This window comes from Haladaptatus sp. DYSN1 (assembly GCF_029489995.1).
GTDB lineage: Archaea > Halobacteriota > Halobacteria > Halobacteriales > Halococcaceae > QDMS2.
The window spans coordinates 583,674-599,602 of sequence record NZ_CP120470.1 but is presented as its reverse complement, the minus strand read 5'-3'; the positions used below and the strand labels follow the sequence as shown (position 1 = coordinate 599,602).

The following is a 15,929-nucleotide window of genomic DNA, read 5'->3' as shown; positions in this document are numbered from 1 at the left end:
TTTAGTCCCGTCGGGAAGTGGTGACACCCATGCGCGTCATTCGCGGCCGGGGCGACTCCGTCGAGGCTGACCGGGCGGTGACCCGCCGAATGCTCGATTGGGTCGCTGAAAGCGAGACGCCGGCGGTCAGAGTGTGGACGCCGCACCGACAGGTCGCCTTTGGCCGCCGGGATGCGACCGCGCCGGGCTACGAGCAGGCCAGACGAGCCGCAGAAACTCACGGCTTCCCGCCAATCGAGCGCAGCGTCGGTGGCCGCGCCGTGGCCTACACCGGGACGACCGTCGCGTTCGCCCGGGCCGTCCCCGTTGCGGACACGCGAACCGGCCTGAACGACCGATACGACGCCCTCACGGCAGACGTACAGGCTGGTCTTTCGCAACTCGGCGTCCACGCCACCGCGGGCGAACCGCCGGACTCCTTCTGTCCCGGGGCGCACTCGCTGCAAGCGTCGGGAAAACTCGTCGGCATCGCCCAGCGCATCCAGCGCGGGGCGGCCCTCGTCGCGGGTATCTGCGTCGTCACCGACCACGAGGAAATCGCGGCGGTGCTCACCGAGGTGTACGACGCCCTCGACGTACCGTTCGACCCGGATTCGGTGGGCAGCGTCGAGCGAGCGGGCGGTCCGGCAGACCCACAGGCGACCATCGACGCGCTGGAAGCCGCACTCGCGGGGTCGGGTGACCACGACGTCGTCCCGGTCCGGGACGTTTAGGGTACTCCCCAGCGCAGGTGCATCCATGCTCATCACTGACGCGACGCTCGCGGACGGTCGCCGCCGCGACGTGCGAATCGAGGACGGGACGATTTCGGAAATCGGGCGCACGCTTTCTGGAGACGCGGACGTAGACGCGAGCGGGAAGCTCCTCCTGCCGGGAATGATAGACGCCCACGTTCACTTCCGGCAGCCGGGATACGACCACAAAGAGACGTGGGAATCGGGCAGTCGCTCTGCGGCCGCAGGCGGCGTGACCACCGTCGTCGACCAGCCCAACACCTCGCCGCCGACGGTGACGGGCGAGGCGTTCGACGAGAAGGCCAAATTTGCCGAACAATCCTACGTCGACTGGGGCATCAACGGCGGCGTGACCGAAAACTGGGAGCGAAAAAGCCTGCTCTCGCGCCCGCTGTTCGCTCTCGGTGAGGTGTTTCTCGCCGACTCGACGGGGAACATGGGTATCGCCCCGGTGTTGTTCGAGGACGCCGTGAAAGCCGCGACGAAGAAGGGCATCGCCGTCACCGTCCACGCCGAGGACGCGACGCTGTTCGACGAATTGGCGAAAGAACGCGACGATGCCGACGCCTGGAGCGCATTTCGGACGGCAGAAGCAGAGGCCGAAGCCGTCGAGTTGGCGTGTAAGGTCGGCGAGAACGTGGGCGCACAGCTCCACATCGCCCACACGAGCACGCCGGAGGGGATAGACCTCGCCGCAGAGTACGGCATGACCTGCGAAGTCTCACCCCACCACTTGCTGCTCTCGCGTTCCGATTACGAGGACCTTGGCACGTTCGGACGGATGAACCCGCCGCTGCGCATCGAACAACGTCGCGCCGCCGTCTACGAGCGCGTCGTGAACGGAACGGTGGACATGATTGCGACCGACCACGCCCCGCACACGCGCGAAGAGAAAGACGCGAGCATCTGGGACGCGCCAAGCGGCGTGCCGGGCGTCGAAACCGCCCTCCCGCTCCTGCTCGAAGAGGCGCGCAAAGGGAATCTGACCTACGAGCGCGTCCGGCAACTCACGGCGTCGAACCCGGCGGCCGTGTTCGACCTGCCGAAGAAGGGGCGCGTGGCCGTCGGTATGGACGCAGACCTCGTGCTCGTCGATCCGGACAACAGCCGCGAAATTCGCGGCGAAGACCTGCACTCGAAGTGCGACTGGACGCCGTTCGAGGGCATGAAGGGCGTGTTCCCCGAGTGGACAATGGTTCGCGGCGAGTTGGTGTTCGAGAACGGCGCGTTCGCCGACCCGGTTGGGCAGAACGTGCGCTGAGCGAGAGTTTTGCTCTCGGGGCGCGTAGCAACGTGAATGGCCGAAATTCCCCCGGAGTTCCACGACCTGTTCGAGGGGCGGGCCTTCGCCCAGTTCGCCTCCGTCCTCCCCGACGGCACCCCCCACGTCGTCCCCATGTGGGTCGAGTACGAAGACGGCTTTCTCTACGTGAACACGGTGACGGGCAACCGCAAACATCGGAACGTCGAACGCGACCCCCACGTCTCGATTGCGATTAGCGACCCCGAGAACCCGTATCGCTACCTCCACATCCGCGGCGAAGTCGTCGAAATGCGCGAAGACGTCGACCGTGAGCATCTGAACAAACTCGCAGAGCGGTACACGGGCGTCAGAAAGTATCCGCGAGATGCGTCGAACGAACCCGGACGCACGATTTTGAAGATTCGCCCCGATGCGGTTATGGGGCGTGCGCCGCCGACGCGCCAGCGTCGTTAGACGAACGACGCGACGACCGCGCCGAGCATTACACCCGCGCCGAACCCGGCGATGCGGGCCATCGCCCGGCGAGAATCTGCTTCTGTCCACTCTGACGACTCTGAGAGGTACGACTGCATCGTCTCGATGGAGCGACCCATGAACACGGAGCCGGTCCAGCCAAGCGTGGCGAAGCCGAGCGCGAGCGCCCCGAGGGCGAACACCTGATTGACGGCGAACGTGGCGTCACCCAGCCAGAGGCCGTAGGCGAGCGTGCCGACGACGCCGACGGCGAGGCCGACGAGGCCAGCCCCACCCAGCAGTCGGATGCGCGGGCGAAGCCACGCGAGCAGGTCCATCAGTCGATGGCGTCGCGCATCCGTGGGTCCAGTGCATCGCGCATCCCGTCACCAAGGAGGTTGAATCCGAGGACGGTGATGGCGAGGAACAGGCCGGGGAAGAACGACCACCACCAGATGCCAGAGAGCAGGCCCTTGTTGACCCCGTTCGAGAGCATCAGCCCCCACGACGGCGTCCCGGGCGCGGCACCAAAGCCGAGGAACGAGAGCGCCGCAAGGTCGATGATGGCGAGGCCGAAGTTGAGCGTACTCTGGACCGTGATGGGCGCGAGCGTGTTCGGCAGGATGTGGCGGAACAACACCCGCGGGTCGCGTGCGCCGAGCGCGACGGTGGCGTCCACGTACTCGTCTTCGAGCACTTTGAGCGCCGCCCCGCGGACGACGCGTGCGAAACGCGGCGTGTAGACGAGGGTGAGCGCGATGACCACCTTCCAGAGTCCCGCGCCGAAGATGGCGACGAGCGCCAGTGCGAGCAGGAGCGATGGGAACGCGAGCAGCACGTCCATCGTCCGCATGATGACGTTGTCCGTGAGGTCGGAGTAGTAGGCGGCCATGATGCCGAGCGTGATGCCCGCCACCGTCGAGAGGCCGACCGTGATGGTCCCGAACTTCATCGCCAGCCACGCGCCGTACATGACGCGCGGGAAGATGTCGCGGGCCTGCCCGTCCGTCCCGAACCAGAATTCGGCCGACGGTGCGGCGCGGTCGGGGTTCGTCCCGAGTTGCGACGTGGTAATCGCACCGACGTCGATGAACAACCGTGCGTAGATGGCGATGACCAGCATCGAGAAGATGATGAGCAGGCCAGCGACGGCGAGCCGGTTCGACAGGAGTTCAGAGAGGAACGGCGAGGCTTGCAGGCGGTCGAGAAGGCCGCGGTCGTTCCGTTGCTTGGTTTTGGTTTCCGTACTCATTGTTCGATCCTCGGGTCAAGGTAGCTGTAGGTGATGTCGACGCCCAGGTTCACGAGCGTGAACAGGAACGCGAAGGTGAGGACTGTCCCCTGCACGACCGGATAGTCGCCCACCTCGATGGCCTCGACGAGCAGCGTGCCGATGCCGTTGAGCGAGAACACCGTCTCGGTCAGCACCGCGCCGCCGAGCAGCGTCCCGAACTGAATCCCGATGACCGTGATGACCGGGATTAGCGCGTTCTTGAAGCCGTGTTTCATCAGCGTGATTTTCACGCCCTGACCCTTCGCGCGGGCGGTGCGGATGTAGTCCTGGCGGACGACTTCGAGCATCGACGAGCGCATCATCCGCGAGAGCAGCGCCATCGAGTAGATACCGATGACGCAGGCCGGCAGGATGAGGTGGTGGACCGCCGAGAAGAACGCGTCGTACTGCCCGTACAGGAGCGTGTCTATCGTCAGTAGGCCCGTGATGGGTTCCGGCGTCGAGAACAGCGGCGAGATGCGCCGGCCCGTCGGGAAGACGTCGTACTGCTGGGCAAGCAGTAGGATGAGCAGCGGCCCGCTCCAGAAGATGGGGACGCTGATGCCGGTGAGCGCGCCGATTCGCGTGAAGTGGTCGGTCAGGGAGTCCTGTTTGACCGCCGAAATCACGCCGAGTGGAATCCCGAGCAGGATACCGATTATCTGCCCGTACAGCGCGAGTTCGAGCGTGACGGGGATGCGAGTCTGGAGCAACTGCTGGACGCTCGAGTCCTTGTCGATGACGAACGAGTTTCCGAACTCGAACTGCGCCGCGTCGACGAGGAAGCGCCCGTACTGGACGTAGATTGGGTCGTTCAAACCGAGTTGATTCTCTATCTGTCTGACTGCCTCCTCTGTGGCCCGTTGCCCAGCGATGACGCGCGCCGGGTTGCCCGGCGCGAGGTGGAGGATTGCAAAGACGAGCGTCGCGACTCCGAACAACACCGGAATCAGCAACAGGAGTCGCTTTGCAACGAACCGCTTTGAGACCATAGTTCACTAAAAACGAAGTTCAATCAAAAATTGCCCGATTCTATTGTGAGAGGGTAACGTCCTTCAGGTACGGCCCGCCGATTGCAGTCGGGGTGTACCCGGAGACGCCGTTGGCGACGCCGCGAAGCTCCTGTGCGTGGTCGATGAAGACCCACGGAGCCTCGTCGTGTGCGAGTTGGGCAGCCTGGTTGTACTTCTCCGTGCGAGTTGCCTCGTCGTAGGTGGCCTGGCCCTCTTCGACGAGCGTCATGTACTCCTGATTCGCCCAGCCAGCGACGTTGAGGGTGTTGAAGCCCTCGGTGTCGAAGGTGACGTAGTCCTGCCCGTCTGGCGATTCGACGCCGGGGTGGAGCAGTGCGTAGAAGAAGTTGTCCGGGTCGCCGTTGTCGGTGTACCAGCCGAGGAAACACGCGTCGTGTTTGCCCTCTGCGGTGTAGTCGAGGAACGGGTCGAACGACTGCTGGTTGATTTCGACGGTGATGCCGATGGCACCGAGGTCAGAGCGGACCTTCTCCGCGGTCGAAATCGGCGACGGGTTGTACCCGCGTGGGTTCTTGAACGTCGCGAGTTCGAAGGTGAAGCCGTCACCGTAGCCGGCCTCGTCGAGGAGTGACTGGGCCTTCTCCTGGTCGTATTTGTACTCCGAGATTTCGTCGTTGAAGCCGAGGACGTTCGACGGAATCGGCTGGTTTGCCTGCTCTGCGAAGCCTTCGTAGATGTTGTCCACGATGGCTTTCGTGTCGATGGCGTAGCTGATAGCCTGGCGAACCTTCTTGTTGCGGAACTCCTCGCGCTTTGCGAAGTTGAACGCCATGTAGCCGATGTTGATACCCTCGAACTGTTCGAGGGAGGCGTTCGAGGAACTGTCCACGATTTTCGCTGCCTCGCTACCGAGGCCGTCCACGATGTGCGTCTCGCCCGCGTCAAGCGACTGGGCACGCGCCGTGTTCTGCTTCGTCGTGAGGAACACTGCTTCGTCCACCTTCGGACCGTCGCCCCAGTAGTCGTCGAAGGCTTCGAGACGGACGGTTTCCGTGCTGTCTTCGAGGGCCTTCAGCTGGAATGGACCGGTGCCGACTGGGTCAGAAGAGAGGTCCGTGCCCTTCTCCTGGATGGCTTTCTCCGAGTGAACGGAGGAGGCGAACATCGCGAGGTTACGCAGGAACGGTGCGTACTTCTCTTTGAGTTCGATGGTGAGTTTGTAGTCCTCCTCTGCGTTGACACTCTTGATCCAGTTGCCGAGCGTGAACGGCCCGTACGCGGAGGCGTAGTCGGAGCCGGGGAAGTGTTCGTACTCGGTGTCCACGAAGCGGCGGTAGGTCGCCTTGAAGTCGGACGCGGTGAACTCCTCGCCGTTGTGGAATGTGACGCCCTCGCGGAGGGTGAGCGTGGCCGTCGTGCCCGAGAGGTCCCACTCCGTCGCGAGACCCTTCATGAGGGAGGTCTTGCCCGGCTCGAACATCACGAGCTGGTCGTACATCTGGTTGGTGACCTTCACGTCCTCGCCCGAGGTCGTGTTCTGTGGGTCGAGGGTACCCGAGTGAGAGCCACGGGAGTAGAGCAGCGTGCCGCCCGAGCCGCCGTTGCCGCCGCCGTTCCCGTTGCCGTCACCGTTGCCACCGCCGTCGCCCTCATCGTTGCCCGCGATACAGCCGGCCATGGATGCAGCGACTGCTGCACCGCCTGCTGCCTTGAGGAAGCTACGACGCTTCAGGTTGTCTTCAGAAGACATGCGTCAAAGTCCAACATACATCATTGATAATAGTATCGGATATATCTCGTGAACATAAGAACAGGCCCGAGAGGACCTCAAGAGCTAGTTTTCGGAGGGTTGGTCGTAGAGGTGGCAGGCAGCGGGATGAGACTCATCCTGCAACAGTGGGCGGGACTGTTCACAGATGCTCGCAAATGTACTCCGGAGCGTGGCCGCGGCCTGCTCCCAGTCGCCGTCTGCGAGGTGGCGCATCGACTCTTCGACCACGTCGCGAGGTTCGCCCGTGAGTTCCCGGTCGAACTCGCGGTCGTAGAGCGCGTCGATGAACGCGGTGAGTGGGGCCGGGTAGCCACCGTCGGTGGCGACGGCCGAAGACGCCTGTGAATCGGCCGTCGCCCAGACGGGGTCTAACACGAGGTCTTCGTTCTCGACACGCTCGCGGAAGTCCATCACTTCGCGGTAGGCAGCCTGTTCGATGTCGAGGCCCTCCGGTGGGATGACCTGTGGACACCGCGTGCGGAAGTGGCAGCCAGAAGGTGGATTGATGGGGCTCGGCACGTCGCCTTCGAGCAGGATGCGGTCGGTCTCCGCGTGGGGGTCGGGTTCTGGAATCGCAGAGAGCAACGCCTGCGTGTAGGGATGGCGCGGGTCTGCGAACAGGTCGTCGGTTTCCGCGATTTCGACGACTTCCCCGAGGTACATCACGGCCACGCGGTCACACAGGTGGCGCACCACGGAGAGGTCGTGGGCGATGAACAGGTAGGTCAGGCCAAATTCGTGCTGGAGGTCTTCGAGCAGGTTCAGAATCTGGGCCTGCACACTTACGTCGAGCGCCGAGACTGGCTCGTCACAGACGATGAAGTCAGGGTCCACGGCGAGCGCACGGGCGATGCCGACGCGCTGGCGCTGGCCGCCGGAAATCTCGTGGGGGTACCGGTCGTACTGGGCGGGGTCGAGGCCGACGGCCTCCATCAGTTCCTCGACGCGCTCGCGGCGACGACCCTCCGCGAGGTCGTGAATCTTGAGCGGTTCTTTGATGATTTGCCCGACGTTCATGCGCGGGTCGAGACTGGACATCGGGTCCTGGAAAATCATCTGCATGTCCCGGCGCAGCTCGCGCATCTCGGTCTTCGAGAGGTGGTTGATGTCCTCTCCCTGGAACACCACGGTCCCTTCGGTTGGGTCGAGCAGTCGCAGGACGGTCCGCCCGGTCGTGGATTTGCCACAGCCAGATTCGCCGACGAGGCCGAGCGTTTCGCCCTCGTAAATATCTAAGTCCACACCGTCTACGGCTTTCACGCTCTCCGGGTTCTTCGCGAGCAGTTCGTCTAACATCCCGTCTGCCTTCGAGAAGTGCTTTTTCAGGTCGCGCACGGAGAGAATTTGCTCTGCGTCGTAGTCCACCGTGGACTCGTGGGCGGAGACACCCTCGCGGTCTGCGCCGTACTCGTCCTTGTCGAACGATTCGAAGATGCACTTCGCCCGGTGGTCTACGTCTTCGGGACCGTGCTGGAGGAACGGAATCTCACCTGCGGTACACTCCTCGGTCGCCCACGGACACCGGTCTGCAAAGTGGCACCCGTCGGGCATATCGATGAGACCCGGGACGTTCCCCTCGATTGGCGTGAGGCGGTCTGCGTCCTCGCGCGGGATGGATTCGAGCAGCGCGTAGGTGTAGGGGTGACTCGGGTTGTCGAAGATTTCCTCGACTGGCCCCTCTTCGACGATTTCGCCGGCGTACATCACGGCCACGCGGTCGCAGGTCTCTGCGACCACGCCGAGGTCGTGGGTAATGAACAGGACGGACATCCCGAGGTCGTCCTGGAGTTCGTTGATGAGTTCGAGAATCTGGGCCTGAATCGTCACGTCGAGGGCCGTCGTCGGCTCGTCTGCGATGAGCAACTGGGGCTGGCAAGCGAGCGCGATGGCGATGAGCACGCGCTGGCGCATCCCGCCGGAGAACTCGTGTGGGTAGCTCTCGATGCGGGCTTCGGGTTCCGGAATGCCTACCGCAGAAAGAATGTCGATGGTGTCCTCGAGAATCTCCTCGCTCATGTCGGAGCCGAGTTTCGGCAGGATTTCTCGGACGGCGTTCAGCCACGAGTCCTTCCGGCGGCCCCCGTACTGGTGGAGACGCAGGCTCTCTGCGACCTGCTCGCCAACGGTGAGCGCCGGGTTGAGCGACGTCATCGGGTCCTGGAAAATCATGCTCATCGCGCCGCCGCGAATCTCGCGCATGGCCGATTCAGGCGCGTTCGTGATGTCGATGACGCCCTCGTCCTGGTCGACGAACTGGTCCGAATTCTTGTACTTGCGTGCGAGTTCGTCGGCGACCTCGGGAGCGTGAAACGTCACCGACCCGCCGGCGATGTGTCCCGGGTCGTCGACCAGGTTCATCGTCGAGAGTGCGGTCACGCTCTTGCCCGAGCCCGATTCGCCGACGAGGCCCACGGTTTCGCCTTCGCGAATCGTGAGGTCGATCCCGTCCACTGCCTTCACGGCACCCCGCTCCGTGTTGAACTGCGTGCGGAGGCCCGATATGGAGAGCAGGTCGGTCATTGAGGCAAATTTTGAAATCTCACTATAAACCAGTACCGAATGTCCCTAACACCCACGCGAACCGACCCCACAGCCGAACCCTTTTGAACCACGGCGGGTCACGTACGGGTATGTCTGAGGAAGCCCATAACCCGCTTGGCCGGGTCTCCGGCCAGTGGGACGCCGTGCTCGCCGACATGGAGGCGACCGCCGAGGAGTACCGCGACGACAACTGGGAGGTCGTCGAGTTACACCCCGGCGACAGCGTCGCCATCGCGGACGAGGTGCGCTACGGTATCGACCTCATCGTCTCCTCCTCCGAATTCGAGGAACTCGCCGGCTGGATGGACAACGAACACGCCGAGTTCGACTCCTACGAGGTGTTTCGCGCCGGGAACGAGGACATCATCTACCTCTTGCTAGTTATCCGCGACGAACGCGCAAAACGCGCCATCTGCCTCCCGGCGTACTACGACGTGCGAGCCGGTGGCGACATGATTTCGCGTGCCCGCGAAGAAGGTGTCGTCTACACCCACGTCCGACGACTCTCGACCGACCGCATCATCACGTTCACCCACGAGCAGGCGGCGATGTTGTTGCCACAGCGAGACTAGGCGGATTTCGGGGTATAGTGAGAAAGAGTGGAGAGGCTCAGACAGTCGGTTTGATGTTCTGGTTCAACCGGAACAGATTGTCCGGGTCCCACTTATTTTTGAGCGCAACGAGGCGGTCGTAGTTCTCCAGATACGCCATCGATTGCTCACCGTCGGATTCGGTTGTGAAGTTCACGTAGGTTCCACCGGTCGCGTGGGGGGCTAACGCCTCGAAGTACTCCCGAGTCCACCCAATACACGCATCATCTTGGTTGGGGCTTTGCCAGCGTGTCGTGATGTTCACCAAGAAATCTGCGTCTCGGTGGGGATAGGCCGTCGCATCCGAAGGAACGCGATTTACCGCACCGCCGAGGTGGGTGACAGAGACGCGCGTTTCAGGCGTTGGCGGTGAAATGGCGTGGTCAGTGATGCAATCAAGCGCTTCGGCAGACGGGGATTTGAAATTGTGCGACTTCCAGAAATAGCGCTCGCCGGCCGGATACGACGCGTCGAACGCCTGTTGCCACTCGACGAACCGCCACGGTTCGACCGTGTCGGCGAGGAGCGTGCCCAGTTTCTTGAACGGCGCAATCGCCTCCCAGCCGTCTTCGACGGCACCCGAGAATATCGGAATAACCGAGAGAATCCGTTTGCCGTGGTACACTTCCGGGATGAACGGTTCGGGAGCAGCGGTGGAGAAATTGAGCCACACGGACAACTCGTCGGGAGCGTTTGCAGCGTGCTCCCACCACGACCGGACGACCGAGTGTGCCTCTGCAGCAGGATAAATAAGCAACCCCGCGAGAACCCCCTCCAGTTCGTGGAGGGCGAACTCGAAGTTTGTCACGATGCCGAAGTTGCCACTGCCGCCCCGAACGCCCCAGAACAGGTCGGGGTTGCGCTCAGCACTGGCGTGGACGAGTTCGCCCTGCGCTGTGACGAGGTCTATCGACCGGAGGTTGTCTATCGTCAATCCGTGTTTTCGACAGAGATAGCCGAACCCACCACCGAGGGCCAGTCCTGCGACGCCCGTGATTGAAACGACGCCCGCGGGTGCGACAAGGCCGAGCGGCGCGGTTTCGTGGTCAACGTCGCCCAATCGCGCGCCGGGGCCGACGTGAACCGTTCGGGCCTCGGTATCGACACGGACGGAAGTCATGTTACAGAGGTCAATTTGGAGGCCACCGTCACAGACGGCATTCCCCGCAACGTTGTGGCCACCGCCTTTCACGGCAATCACGAGGTCGTGTTCTCGGGCGAAATCGACCGCAGCCATCACGTCGGCAGCCCCAGTCGGACGCACGACGACAGCAGGGCGGCGGTCGATCATCGCGTTGTATACCGTCCGAGCCTCGTCGTATCCGTCGTCGCCCGGTTGAATCACCTGCCCGCGTATGTTCGCCTTGAGCCCACGTACTGCACTATCAGCTCCCGAGTTCGTGGTAAGTGCCATCACAGCTCACAGTTACCAGACGCTTCCCGATTGCATAAACTCACACGCCAGACGCCTGCTCGGTGATGTTCCAGAAAAGCAGTGACCACTGAGAAATGAAAGCGACTGCCGTCACCGACTGCAACGAAACGGGGCGGGCAATCTCAGGGTTCGTGAATGCACCCGCACTCGGGGCACTCGACTTCTTCGTACCGTAATTCCTGACTCGCCTGGCGCACCTCGCGCATCACGGTCGAAATCCGCTCTTCTGCGGCCAGTTCCTCGTCCACCGCGAGGTCCACGCCTTCGACTTCGAGGAGGAATTTCGCCACCTCCGTCGCCTCGTACATCACGTCGTCGAGTTCCTCCGCGGTGAAGAAGTCGCACATCGCGCCGTAGAGGAAGGTCGCCCCGGCTTTGCGAACCTTGCCTTCGAACGACGACCGGGCCTGATTGACGGCCTGTGGCGAGTAGGTGTCCGTCATGAACGGGACGAGTTCCGGCAGGTTCTTGCCGATTTTCGTCATCTCGACGCCCGTCTCGGTGCGGAAATCAGAGCAGAGACGCGCGATGGCCCACTCGCGGGCGGTGATGTGCGTTCGGTCGCGCAGGAACTGGTTGACGCGCTCGTAGGCCGCCCCGTCCATCTTCGAGAAGCGGGCGTACTCGCGGACGTCCGCGGGGATGTCGCGTTCCGGCTGGTCCTGGGCGGCTGCGTCCGCCGCGTCATCTCCGGAGTGTGCGGTCTCCGCTGGCGCTGCTGATTGCTCCTCCGTGCCCGATTCCTCGCGTGCTGGCTCCTCGGAAGCCGGCGGGTCGCCTGCCATACCTCACCCAGTTTCGCCGGCCCCAAAACCGTATCGACGGAGGGACAACGACTTTGCCGCCGGGTCGCCTTGCTGGGCGTATGAAGGTCCTGCTGGGCATCGGTGGCAGCGACGACTCCCTCCACGCGCTGGAGGAGGTCGTCGAACGCACCAAAGTGACGGGCGACACCCTCACCGTCGCGATTCTCGACAACCCCGAGTCCGACCGCGCGACCGCCACGGTCGAACGACGGGTACGCGAGGTCCTGGACGACGGCGGCGTCGAAGCGAACATCCAGCACCTCTCGGGCCATCCCGGGAGCAAACTGGTAGAACTGGCAGACAGCGGCGAATTCGACCGCGTGGTTCTCGGCGGCGGCCAGCGCAGTCCGATGGGGAAGATAAACCTCGGGAGCATCTCCGAATTCGTCCTCCTCAACTCGAGAACGTCGGTGACGCTCATCCGATGAGTCACGAAATCTATCCCGAAGAGGTGGCGGGACCCTTCGAGAAACCGCCGCGCTCGGTCACGGACAAGGATGGCCGCGAGATAGCCGTTGAGACCTACGACGGCGAGGACGTGTCAGACCTCGTCGCGATGTACACCGAGTTCGACCCCGCAGACCGCGCTCAGGGCATCCCGCCCGTCCGCGAGGAGGGGATTCGCGAGTGGCTCGAAAATATCGTCCCGAAGGGCTACAACGTGGTCGCCCGCAACGAGGGCGACGTCATCGGCCACGCGACGCTCGTCCCCGACGGCGAGGAGGCCTACGAACTCGCCATCTTCGTCCTCCACGACTACCAGGGAGCAGGCATCGGCTCTGCGCTGTTGACCGCACTGCTCGGCGAGGGTGCAGCCCGCGGCGTCGAGAAGGTGTGGCTCACCGTCGAACGGTGGAACGCCGCGGCTATCGGGCTGTATCACAAGGTCGGCTTCGAGACGAGTGGGAGCGAGAGTTTCGAACTCGAGATGTCGATTCGGCTAAACTGAGAGGACGGGCTGGCTCGCGTAGAGCAACACGTATTCTGCGGATTTCGAGAGAACTTCGTCCGGACGACCGGTGAGCGGTTCGCGCGGAATGACGAGGAAGTCAGCGTCCACCTCGTCGGCCACGTCGAGGATGACGCTGCCGGGGTGCTGGGTCTTGCGCTTGAGCGAGAAGCCAGCGGCGGCGGAGTGGCCGATGGTGACTCCCTCGGGGACGATGGATTCGAGCGATTCGACGAACGTCTCCATCCGGTTTGCGACGGTCTCGGGTTCGAGTTCGCCGGTCGCCATCGCACGGACGGAGTCTTCGCTTACGATGCTCAGGATGTGGACCGATGCGCCGTAACGTTCGGCGATCGCGAGTGCGTACTCGGCAGCCTGCATGGACGCTTCGCTGCCGTCTACGGGGGCGAGCACCGTGTCGACTGAAACGGGCGCAGCCATGTCGCAACCTGCGTCGCCCCACCTAAAAAAGCCTCCGAGGGTGGACAGGCAGAGTTTATACACTATCGACCAGAAGATGGACGCATGATAGACTCCGTGGTCATCGCGACCGACGGCTCTGCGAGCGTAGAGCGAGCCGTCACCGTGGCACTCGACCTCGCAGACCGCTTCGATGCCACGGTCCACGCGCTCTACGTCGTCGACGACAGCGAGATAGACACCGCCCCCGACACCATCCGCGACGAGTTCCGCGACGCGCTCGAAGCCTCCGCCGACGAGGCGCTTTCCGCCGTCAAAGACGCCGCGAGCGGCGAGGTCATCACCGCAATCGAAACGGGTCGCCCGGCGAGCGTCATCTGCGAGTACGCCCGCGACAACGACGTCGACGTGGTCGCAACGGGCACGCGAGGCCGCCACGGCGAACACCGCTTCCTGCTCGGCAGCGTTGCGGAGACGGTCGTCCGTCGGTGCTCGGTTCCCGTCCTCACGGTCCGCCAGCTCGAAGGCGAACCCGCCTGAGCCCGGCCCGCTCAACCGAGTCGTTCTTTTCGCGTCAGTTCGTCGAATGCCTATGGACGATTATCTCATCGACGACGAACGACTCTCGCTGCCCCGGAAATCCGTCCTTCCGGGGACCGGCTTTTTCACCCCCGATTCGTTCGAAGACGAACTCGAAGTACAGGAGATAGCGGAGGCCCTGGACGGCGCAACGACCGTCGTCATCGCCGACCCGGACGCAGACGGCCTCGCCTGCGTGGCGCTCATCCGCGCGGCCTACGGCGAGGCCGCGCTCGTCGGCGCGGGCCCCTACGACCTGGAGGACGCGATGGAGCACGTCGCCGAGTACGCCGAACCGGGCGCGACCGTTTTCGTCTGCGACCTCTGTCCGGACAAGTTCGAGTACGTAGACGAGGAACTGAATCTGCTCGTCGACCACGCGGACGTGACGTGGTTCGACCACCACCAGTGGAACGACGAGGTGGCTGAAGCCGTCCGCGAGACGGGCGTCGAACTCGTCATCGGCGACTCAGAGGAGGAGTGTACCGCGGACGTGGCGCTTCGCTCGCTCGACTTCGACTTTCCCGAGTACCTGGTCGAACTCGCCGCCGTCACCCGCGACCACGACCTCTGGCTGCGCGAAGACCCGCGCAGCGACGATCTCGCGGACCTCGCCTACTGGAGCGAACCTGAAGAGTACGCAGCAATCATCCAGGAACACGGCGCTGCCCTCCCCGAGGATGCCCTCGAATTCTTAGCGGAGATGCGCGTCGAGAAGGAGGCGCTCATCGAACAGGCCGTCTCGCGGGCCGAGTTCCACGAAATCGGCGACTGGACCGTCGGCGTGACCTACGGCCGCTGTTCACAGAACGAAGTCGCAGAAGCCCTGCGCGAACAGGGCTCAGACGCCGCGGTCATCGTGAAACCCGCCGGCAGCGCGTCGATTCGCGGCACGGAAAACTTCGAACGCTGCCACGAAGTCGCCGCGCAGGTAAACGGCGGCGGCCATCCGAAAGCCGCCGGATGCAAACCGGACATCTACAACGACATGTTAGATTACGCGCATCACTGGACGACGCAGGGCGCGGTGACCAAGCAGACGATTCTCTCCGCGTTTGAGCGCCTCGCTGCGGAGGAATTGCCGACCGACGAGGACTGAGGAGCGCATCGGCCGAGAATCGTGGCCGAATATTCAGATATTCTGTCGATACGGGGTTAAACTTTATATCACATTACGTGAATAATTATGTAGGGGCAATCGGTTATTGTTCTACGTGCCCCTACCCCACCCCACTTCAACGACTCCGTGAGCGGACGTCAGGCTTCGCGGTCGACGACGACCCACCGGTCAGAGTAGGCAGCCCCGCAGGTACAGTGGGCGTAGGCGTGGATGACGTCACCTTCCGCGTAGAGGCCGCCAACCTCTTCGTTTTGCTCCTCGGCGAACGCGAAGATGTTACGAATCTGGTGGTCGTCGTCCGACTCTTCGTCCCACTTCTGCGGACAGGTTCCAGAGAGCAGGTCGCCGCCGATGTCGCCGTCGTTGCCCATCGCTCGCTGCGCGAACGTCATCGGGTCTACGCCCGTCGCCTTCTCGTACATCGCGCGCCCCTGCTTGCCGGGGAGGACCATCACGACGCCCTCGTCACGGACTTCGCCATGTTCGGCGAGCGCCTCGGGATTCGAGAGGGCGTGTGCGGCGAAGAAAATCAACACGTCGTCGGTACGCTTTCCAGCCAGGAACTCCTCACGCGCGGTTTCGCTCATGGCCGTGCTATCGGTGCGGTGGATAAAAACCGTGTGGCTCAGGGTTCGAGCGACGTTGCCGCGAGGAGGACGCGAAGCGCCTGCTCCGGCGGCAAGTCAGGAGCCACCGCCTCGGTGACCGCCAGCAGGAGGTCCTCGAAGGCCGCCCCGAGGTCGTTGGTCGAAATCGCCGTCTCAGCGTGCACGCCCTCGACCCGCAGGGAAAGGGCGAACTCGTACGCTCGCGCTGGCGTCTCGGCTGCGGCCTGAACCTCGGGCGGCGTCGGCCCGTCCGCACCAGACGTGATGACGAATCGATTGTCCCCGAGCGGTTTCGCAAATGATTCGGGAAGTTCGAGGTCTGCGGGGTCGAGTGGGTCTGTGGTTTCGTCGTCGTGGCTGGTCATTGGAATCTCGCTACGAGTAAAGCTGCTGTATAAAAAGTGGAGTGAGG

At 63.4% G+C, this 15,929-nt stretch carries 18 protein-coding genes; 8 read left to right on the top strand and 10 right to left on the bottom strand.

Annotated elements, in window-relative coordinates; all coding sequences use genetic code 11:
- Positions 1-29 precede the first annotated feature (29 nt).
- From P0648_RS03160 to P0648_RS03150, 3 genes are read left to right on the top strand one after another with little or no spacing between them, the layout of a single operon-like run.
- Positions 30-713, top strand: a complete 684-nt coding sequence (locus P0648_RS03160; RefSeq protein ID WP_276245690.1) for a lipoate--protein ligase family protein — start codon at positions 30-32, stop codon at positions 711-713.
- Between the two features lie 25 nt (positions 714-738).
- Positions 739-1,995 carry a dihydroorotase gene (locus P0648_RS03155; RefSeq protein WP_276245691.1) on the top strand — a complete coding sequence of 419 codons (1,257 nt, stop codon included), beginning with the start codon at positions 739-741 and terminating at the stop codon, positions 1,993-1,995.
- 36 nt (positions 1,996-2,031) lie between these two features.
- Positions 2,032-2,451: a pyridoxamine 5'-phosphate oxidase family protein gene (locus tag P0648_RS03150; protein ID WP_276245692.1), complete on the top strand. Its 420-nt coding sequence runs from the start codon at positions 2,032-2,034 to the stop codon at positions 2,449-2,451.
- On the opposite strand, the gene P0648_RS03145 is transcribed toward P0648_RS03150, so the two are convergent.
- The 5 genes from P0648_RS03145 to P0648_RS03125 all read right to left on the bottom strand — a co-directional run bounded on the left by P0648_RS03145 (position 2,448) and on the right by P0648_RS03125 (position 8,989).
- Entirely contained in the window at positions 2,448-2,789 is a 342-nt protein-coding gene (locus P0648_RS03145) for a hypothetical protein (protein WP_276245693.1), read from the bottom strand. The genes P0648_RS03150 and P0648_RS03145 overlap by 4 nt on opposite strands.
- A complete protein-coding gene (locus P0648_RS03140; protein ID WP_276245694.1) occupies positions 2,789-3,703 on the bottom strand; it encodes an ABC transporter permease in 915 nt (304 codons plus the stop codon). The genes P0648_RS03145 and P0648_RS03140 overlap by 1 nt, the downstream gene beginning before the upstream one ends.
- Complete coding sequence (locus P0648_RS03135; protein ID WP_276245695.1) at positions 3,700-4,716, bottom strand: ABC transporter permease; 1,017 nt, start codon at positions 4,714-4,716, stop codon at positions 3,700-3,702. The genes P0648_RS03140 and P0648_RS03135 overlap by 4 nt, the downstream gene beginning before the upstream one ends.
- A 40-nt stretch (positions 4,717-4,756) precedes the next feature.
- On the bottom strand, positions 4,757-6,448 hold the full coding sequence (locus P0648_RS03130; protein ID WP_276245696.1) for an ABC transporter substrate-binding protein: 1,692 nt from the start codon (positions 6,446-6,448) through the stop codon (positions 4,757-4,759).
- Between the two features lie 84 nt (positions 6,449-6,532).
- Positions 6,533-8,989 carry an ABC transporter ATP-binding protein gene (locus P0648_RS03125; RefSeq protein WP_276245697.1) on the bottom strand — a complete coding sequence of 819 codons (2,457 nt, stop codon included), beginning with the start codon at positions 8,987-8,989 and terminating at the stop codon, positions 6,533-6,535.
- Positions 8,990-9,099: 110 nt separating this feature from the next.
- Here P0648_RS03125 and P0648_RS03120 point away from each other — a divergent pair, with 110 nt between their 5' ends.
- A complete protein-coding gene (locus P0648_RS03120) occupies positions 9,100-9,582 on the top strand; it encodes a hypothetical protein (protein ID WP_276245698.1) in 483 nt (160 codons plus the stop codon).
- A gap of 37 nt (positions 9,583-9,619) precedes the next feature.
- Here P0648_RS03120 and P0648_RS03115 read toward each other — a convergent pair whose 3' ends face one another.
- Both P0648_RS03115 and P0648_RS03110 read right to left on the bottom strand, forming a co-directional pair.
- On the bottom strand, positions 9,620-11,014 hold the full coding sequence (locus P0648_RS03115; protein ID WP_276245699.1) for an FAD-binding oxidoreductase: 1,395 nt from the start codon (positions 11,012-11,014) through the stop codon (positions 9,620-9,622).
- A gap of 143 nt (positions 11,015-11,157) precedes the next feature.
- The gene (locus P0648_RS03110) at positions 11,158-11,820 is read right to left on the bottom strand and encodes a DUF5806 family protein (RefSeq protein ID WP_276245700.1); all 663 of its coding nucleotides are present in this window, start codon (positions 11,818-11,820) and stop codon (positions 11,158-11,160) included.
- A gap of 80 nt (positions 11,821-11,900) precedes the next feature.
- On the opposite strand from P0648_RS03110, the gene P0648_RS03105 reads away from it, so the two are divergent.
- Both P0648_RS03105 and P0648_RS03100 read left to right on the top strand, forming a co-directional pair.
- Positions 11,901-12,269, top strand: a complete 369-nt coding sequence (locus tag P0648_RS03105; RefSeq protein WP_276245701.1) for a universal stress protein — start codon at positions 11,901-11,903, stop codon at positions 12,267-12,269.
- Positions 12,266-12,790, top strand: coding sequence for a GNAT family N-acetyltransferase (locus tag P0648_RS03100; RefSeq protein WP_276245702.1), 525 nt, complete (start codon positions 12,266-12,268; stop codon positions 12,788-12,790). The genes P0648_RS03105 and P0648_RS03100 overlap by 4 nt, the downstream gene beginning before the upstream one ends.
- Here the strand turns inward: P0648_RS03100 and P0648_RS03095 are convergent.
- Positions 12,782-13,231, bottom strand: a complete 450-nt coding sequence (locus P0648_RS03095; protein WP_276245703.1) for a universal stress protein — start codon at positions 13,229-13,231, stop codon at positions 12,782-12,784. The genes P0648_RS03100 and P0648_RS03095 overlap by 9 nt on opposite strands.
- A gap of 84 nt (positions 13,232-13,315) precedes the next feature.
- Between P0648_RS03095 and P0648_RS03090 the strand changes: the two genes are divergently transcribed.
- Both P0648_RS03090 and P0648_RS03085 read left to right on the top strand, forming a co-directional pair.
- Entirely contained in the window at positions 13,316-13,750 is a 435-nt protein-coding gene (locus P0648_RS03090; RefSeq protein ID WP_276245704.1) for a universal stress protein, read from the top strand.
- 52 nt (positions 13,751-13,802) lie between these two features.
- Positions 13,803-14,888, top strand: coding sequence for a DHH family phosphoesterase (locus tag P0648_RS03085; RefSeq protein ID WP_276245705.1), 1,086 nt, complete (start codon positions 13,803-13,805; stop codon positions 14,886-14,888).
- Positions 14,889-15,046: 158 nt separating this feature from the next.
- Here P0648_RS03085 and P0648_RS03080 read toward each other — a convergent pair whose 3' ends face one another.
- Complete coding sequence (locus P0648_RS03080) at positions 15,047-15,496, bottom strand: DUF5807 family protein (RefSeq protein ID WP_276245706.1); 450 nt, start codon at positions 15,494-15,496, stop codon at positions 15,047-15,049.
- A 38-nt stretch (positions 15,497-15,534) separates the two neighbouring features.
- Complete coding sequence (locus P0648_RS03075; protein WP_276245707.1) at positions 15,535-15,882, bottom strand: hypothetical protein; 348 nt, start codon at positions 15,880-15,882, stop codon at positions 15,535-15,537.
- Positions 15,883-15,929 lie beyond the last annotated feature (47 nt).

Excerpts from the sequence above, each read along its gene's own strand:
- P0648_RS03085 (WP_276245705.1), top strand. The coding sequence starts at position 13,803 with ATGGACGATTATCTCATCGACGACGAACGACTCTCGCTGCCCCGGAAA.
- P0648_RS03130 (WP_276245696.1), bottom strand. The coding sequence starts at position 6,448 with ATGTCTTCTGAAGACAACCTGAAGCGTCGTAGCTTCCTCAAGGCAGCA.
- P0648_RS03115 (WP_276245699.1), bottom strand. The coding sequence starts at position 11,014 with ATGGCACTTACCACGAACTCGGGAGCTGATAGTGCAGTACGTGGGCTC.
- P0648_RS03120 (WP_276245698.1), top strand. The coding sequence starts at position 9,100 with ATGTCTGAGGAAGCCCATAACCCGCTTGGCCGGGTCTCCGGCCAGTGG.
- P0648_RS03160 (WP_276245690.1), top strand. The coding sequence starts at position 30 with ATGCGCGTCATTCGCGGCCGGGGCGACTCCGTCGAGGCTGACCGGGCG.
- P0648_RS03145 (WP_276245693.1), bottom strand. The coding sequence starts at position 2,789 with ATGGACCTGCTCGCGTGGCTTCGCCCGCGCATCCGACTGCTGGGTGGG.
- P0648_RS03135 (WP_276245695.1), bottom strand. The coding sequence starts at position 4,716 with ATGGTCTCAAAGCGGTTCGTTGCAAAGCGACTCCTGTTGCTGATTCCG.
- P0648_RS03155 (WP_276245691.1), top strand. The coding sequence starts at position 739 with ATGCTCATCACTGACGCGACGCTCGCGGACGGTCGCCGCCGCGACGTG.
- P0648_RS03100 (WP_276245702.1), top strand. The coding sequence starts at position 12,266 with ATGAGTCACGAAATCTATCCCGAAGAGGTGGCGGGACCCTTCGAGAAA.
- P0648_RS03140 (WP_276245694.1), bottom strand. The coding sequence starts at position 3,703 with ATGAGTACGGAAACCAAAACCAAGCAACGGAACGACCGCGGCCTTCTC.
- P0648_RS03110 (WP_276245700.1), bottom strand. The coding sequence starts at position 11,820 with ATGGCAGGCGACCCGCCGGCTTCCGAGGAGCCAGCACGCGAGGAATCG.
- P0648_RS03125 (WP_276245697.1), bottom strand. The coding sequence starts at position 8,989 with ATGACCGACCTGCTCTCCATATCGGGCCTCCGCACGCAGTTCAACACG.
- P0648_RS03105 (WP_276245701.1), top strand. The coding sequence starts at position 11,901 with ATGAAGGTCCTGCTGGGCATCGGTGGCAGCGACGACTCCCTCCACGCG.
- P0648_RS03150 (WP_276245692.1), top strand. The coding sequence starts at position 2,032 with ATGGCCGAAATTCCCCCGGAGTTCCACGACCTGTTCGAGGGGCGGGCC.
- P0648_RS03075 (WP_276245707.1), bottom strand. The coding sequence starts at position 15,882 with ATGACCAGCCACGACGACGAAACCACAGACCCACTCGACCCCGCAGAC.
- P0648_RS03095 (WP_276245703.1), bottom strand. The coding sequence starts at position 13,231 with ATGGCTGCGCCCGTTTCAGTCGACACGGTGCTCGCCCCCGTAGACGGC.
- P0648_RS03080 (WP_276245706.1), bottom strand. The coding sequence starts at position 15,496 with ATGAGCGAAACCGCGCGTGAGGAGTTCCTGGCTGGAAAGCGTACCGAC.
- P0648_RS03090 (WP_276245704.1), top strand. The coding sequence starts at position 13,316 with ATGATAGACTCCGTGGTCATCGCGACCGACGGCTCTGCGAGCGTAGAG.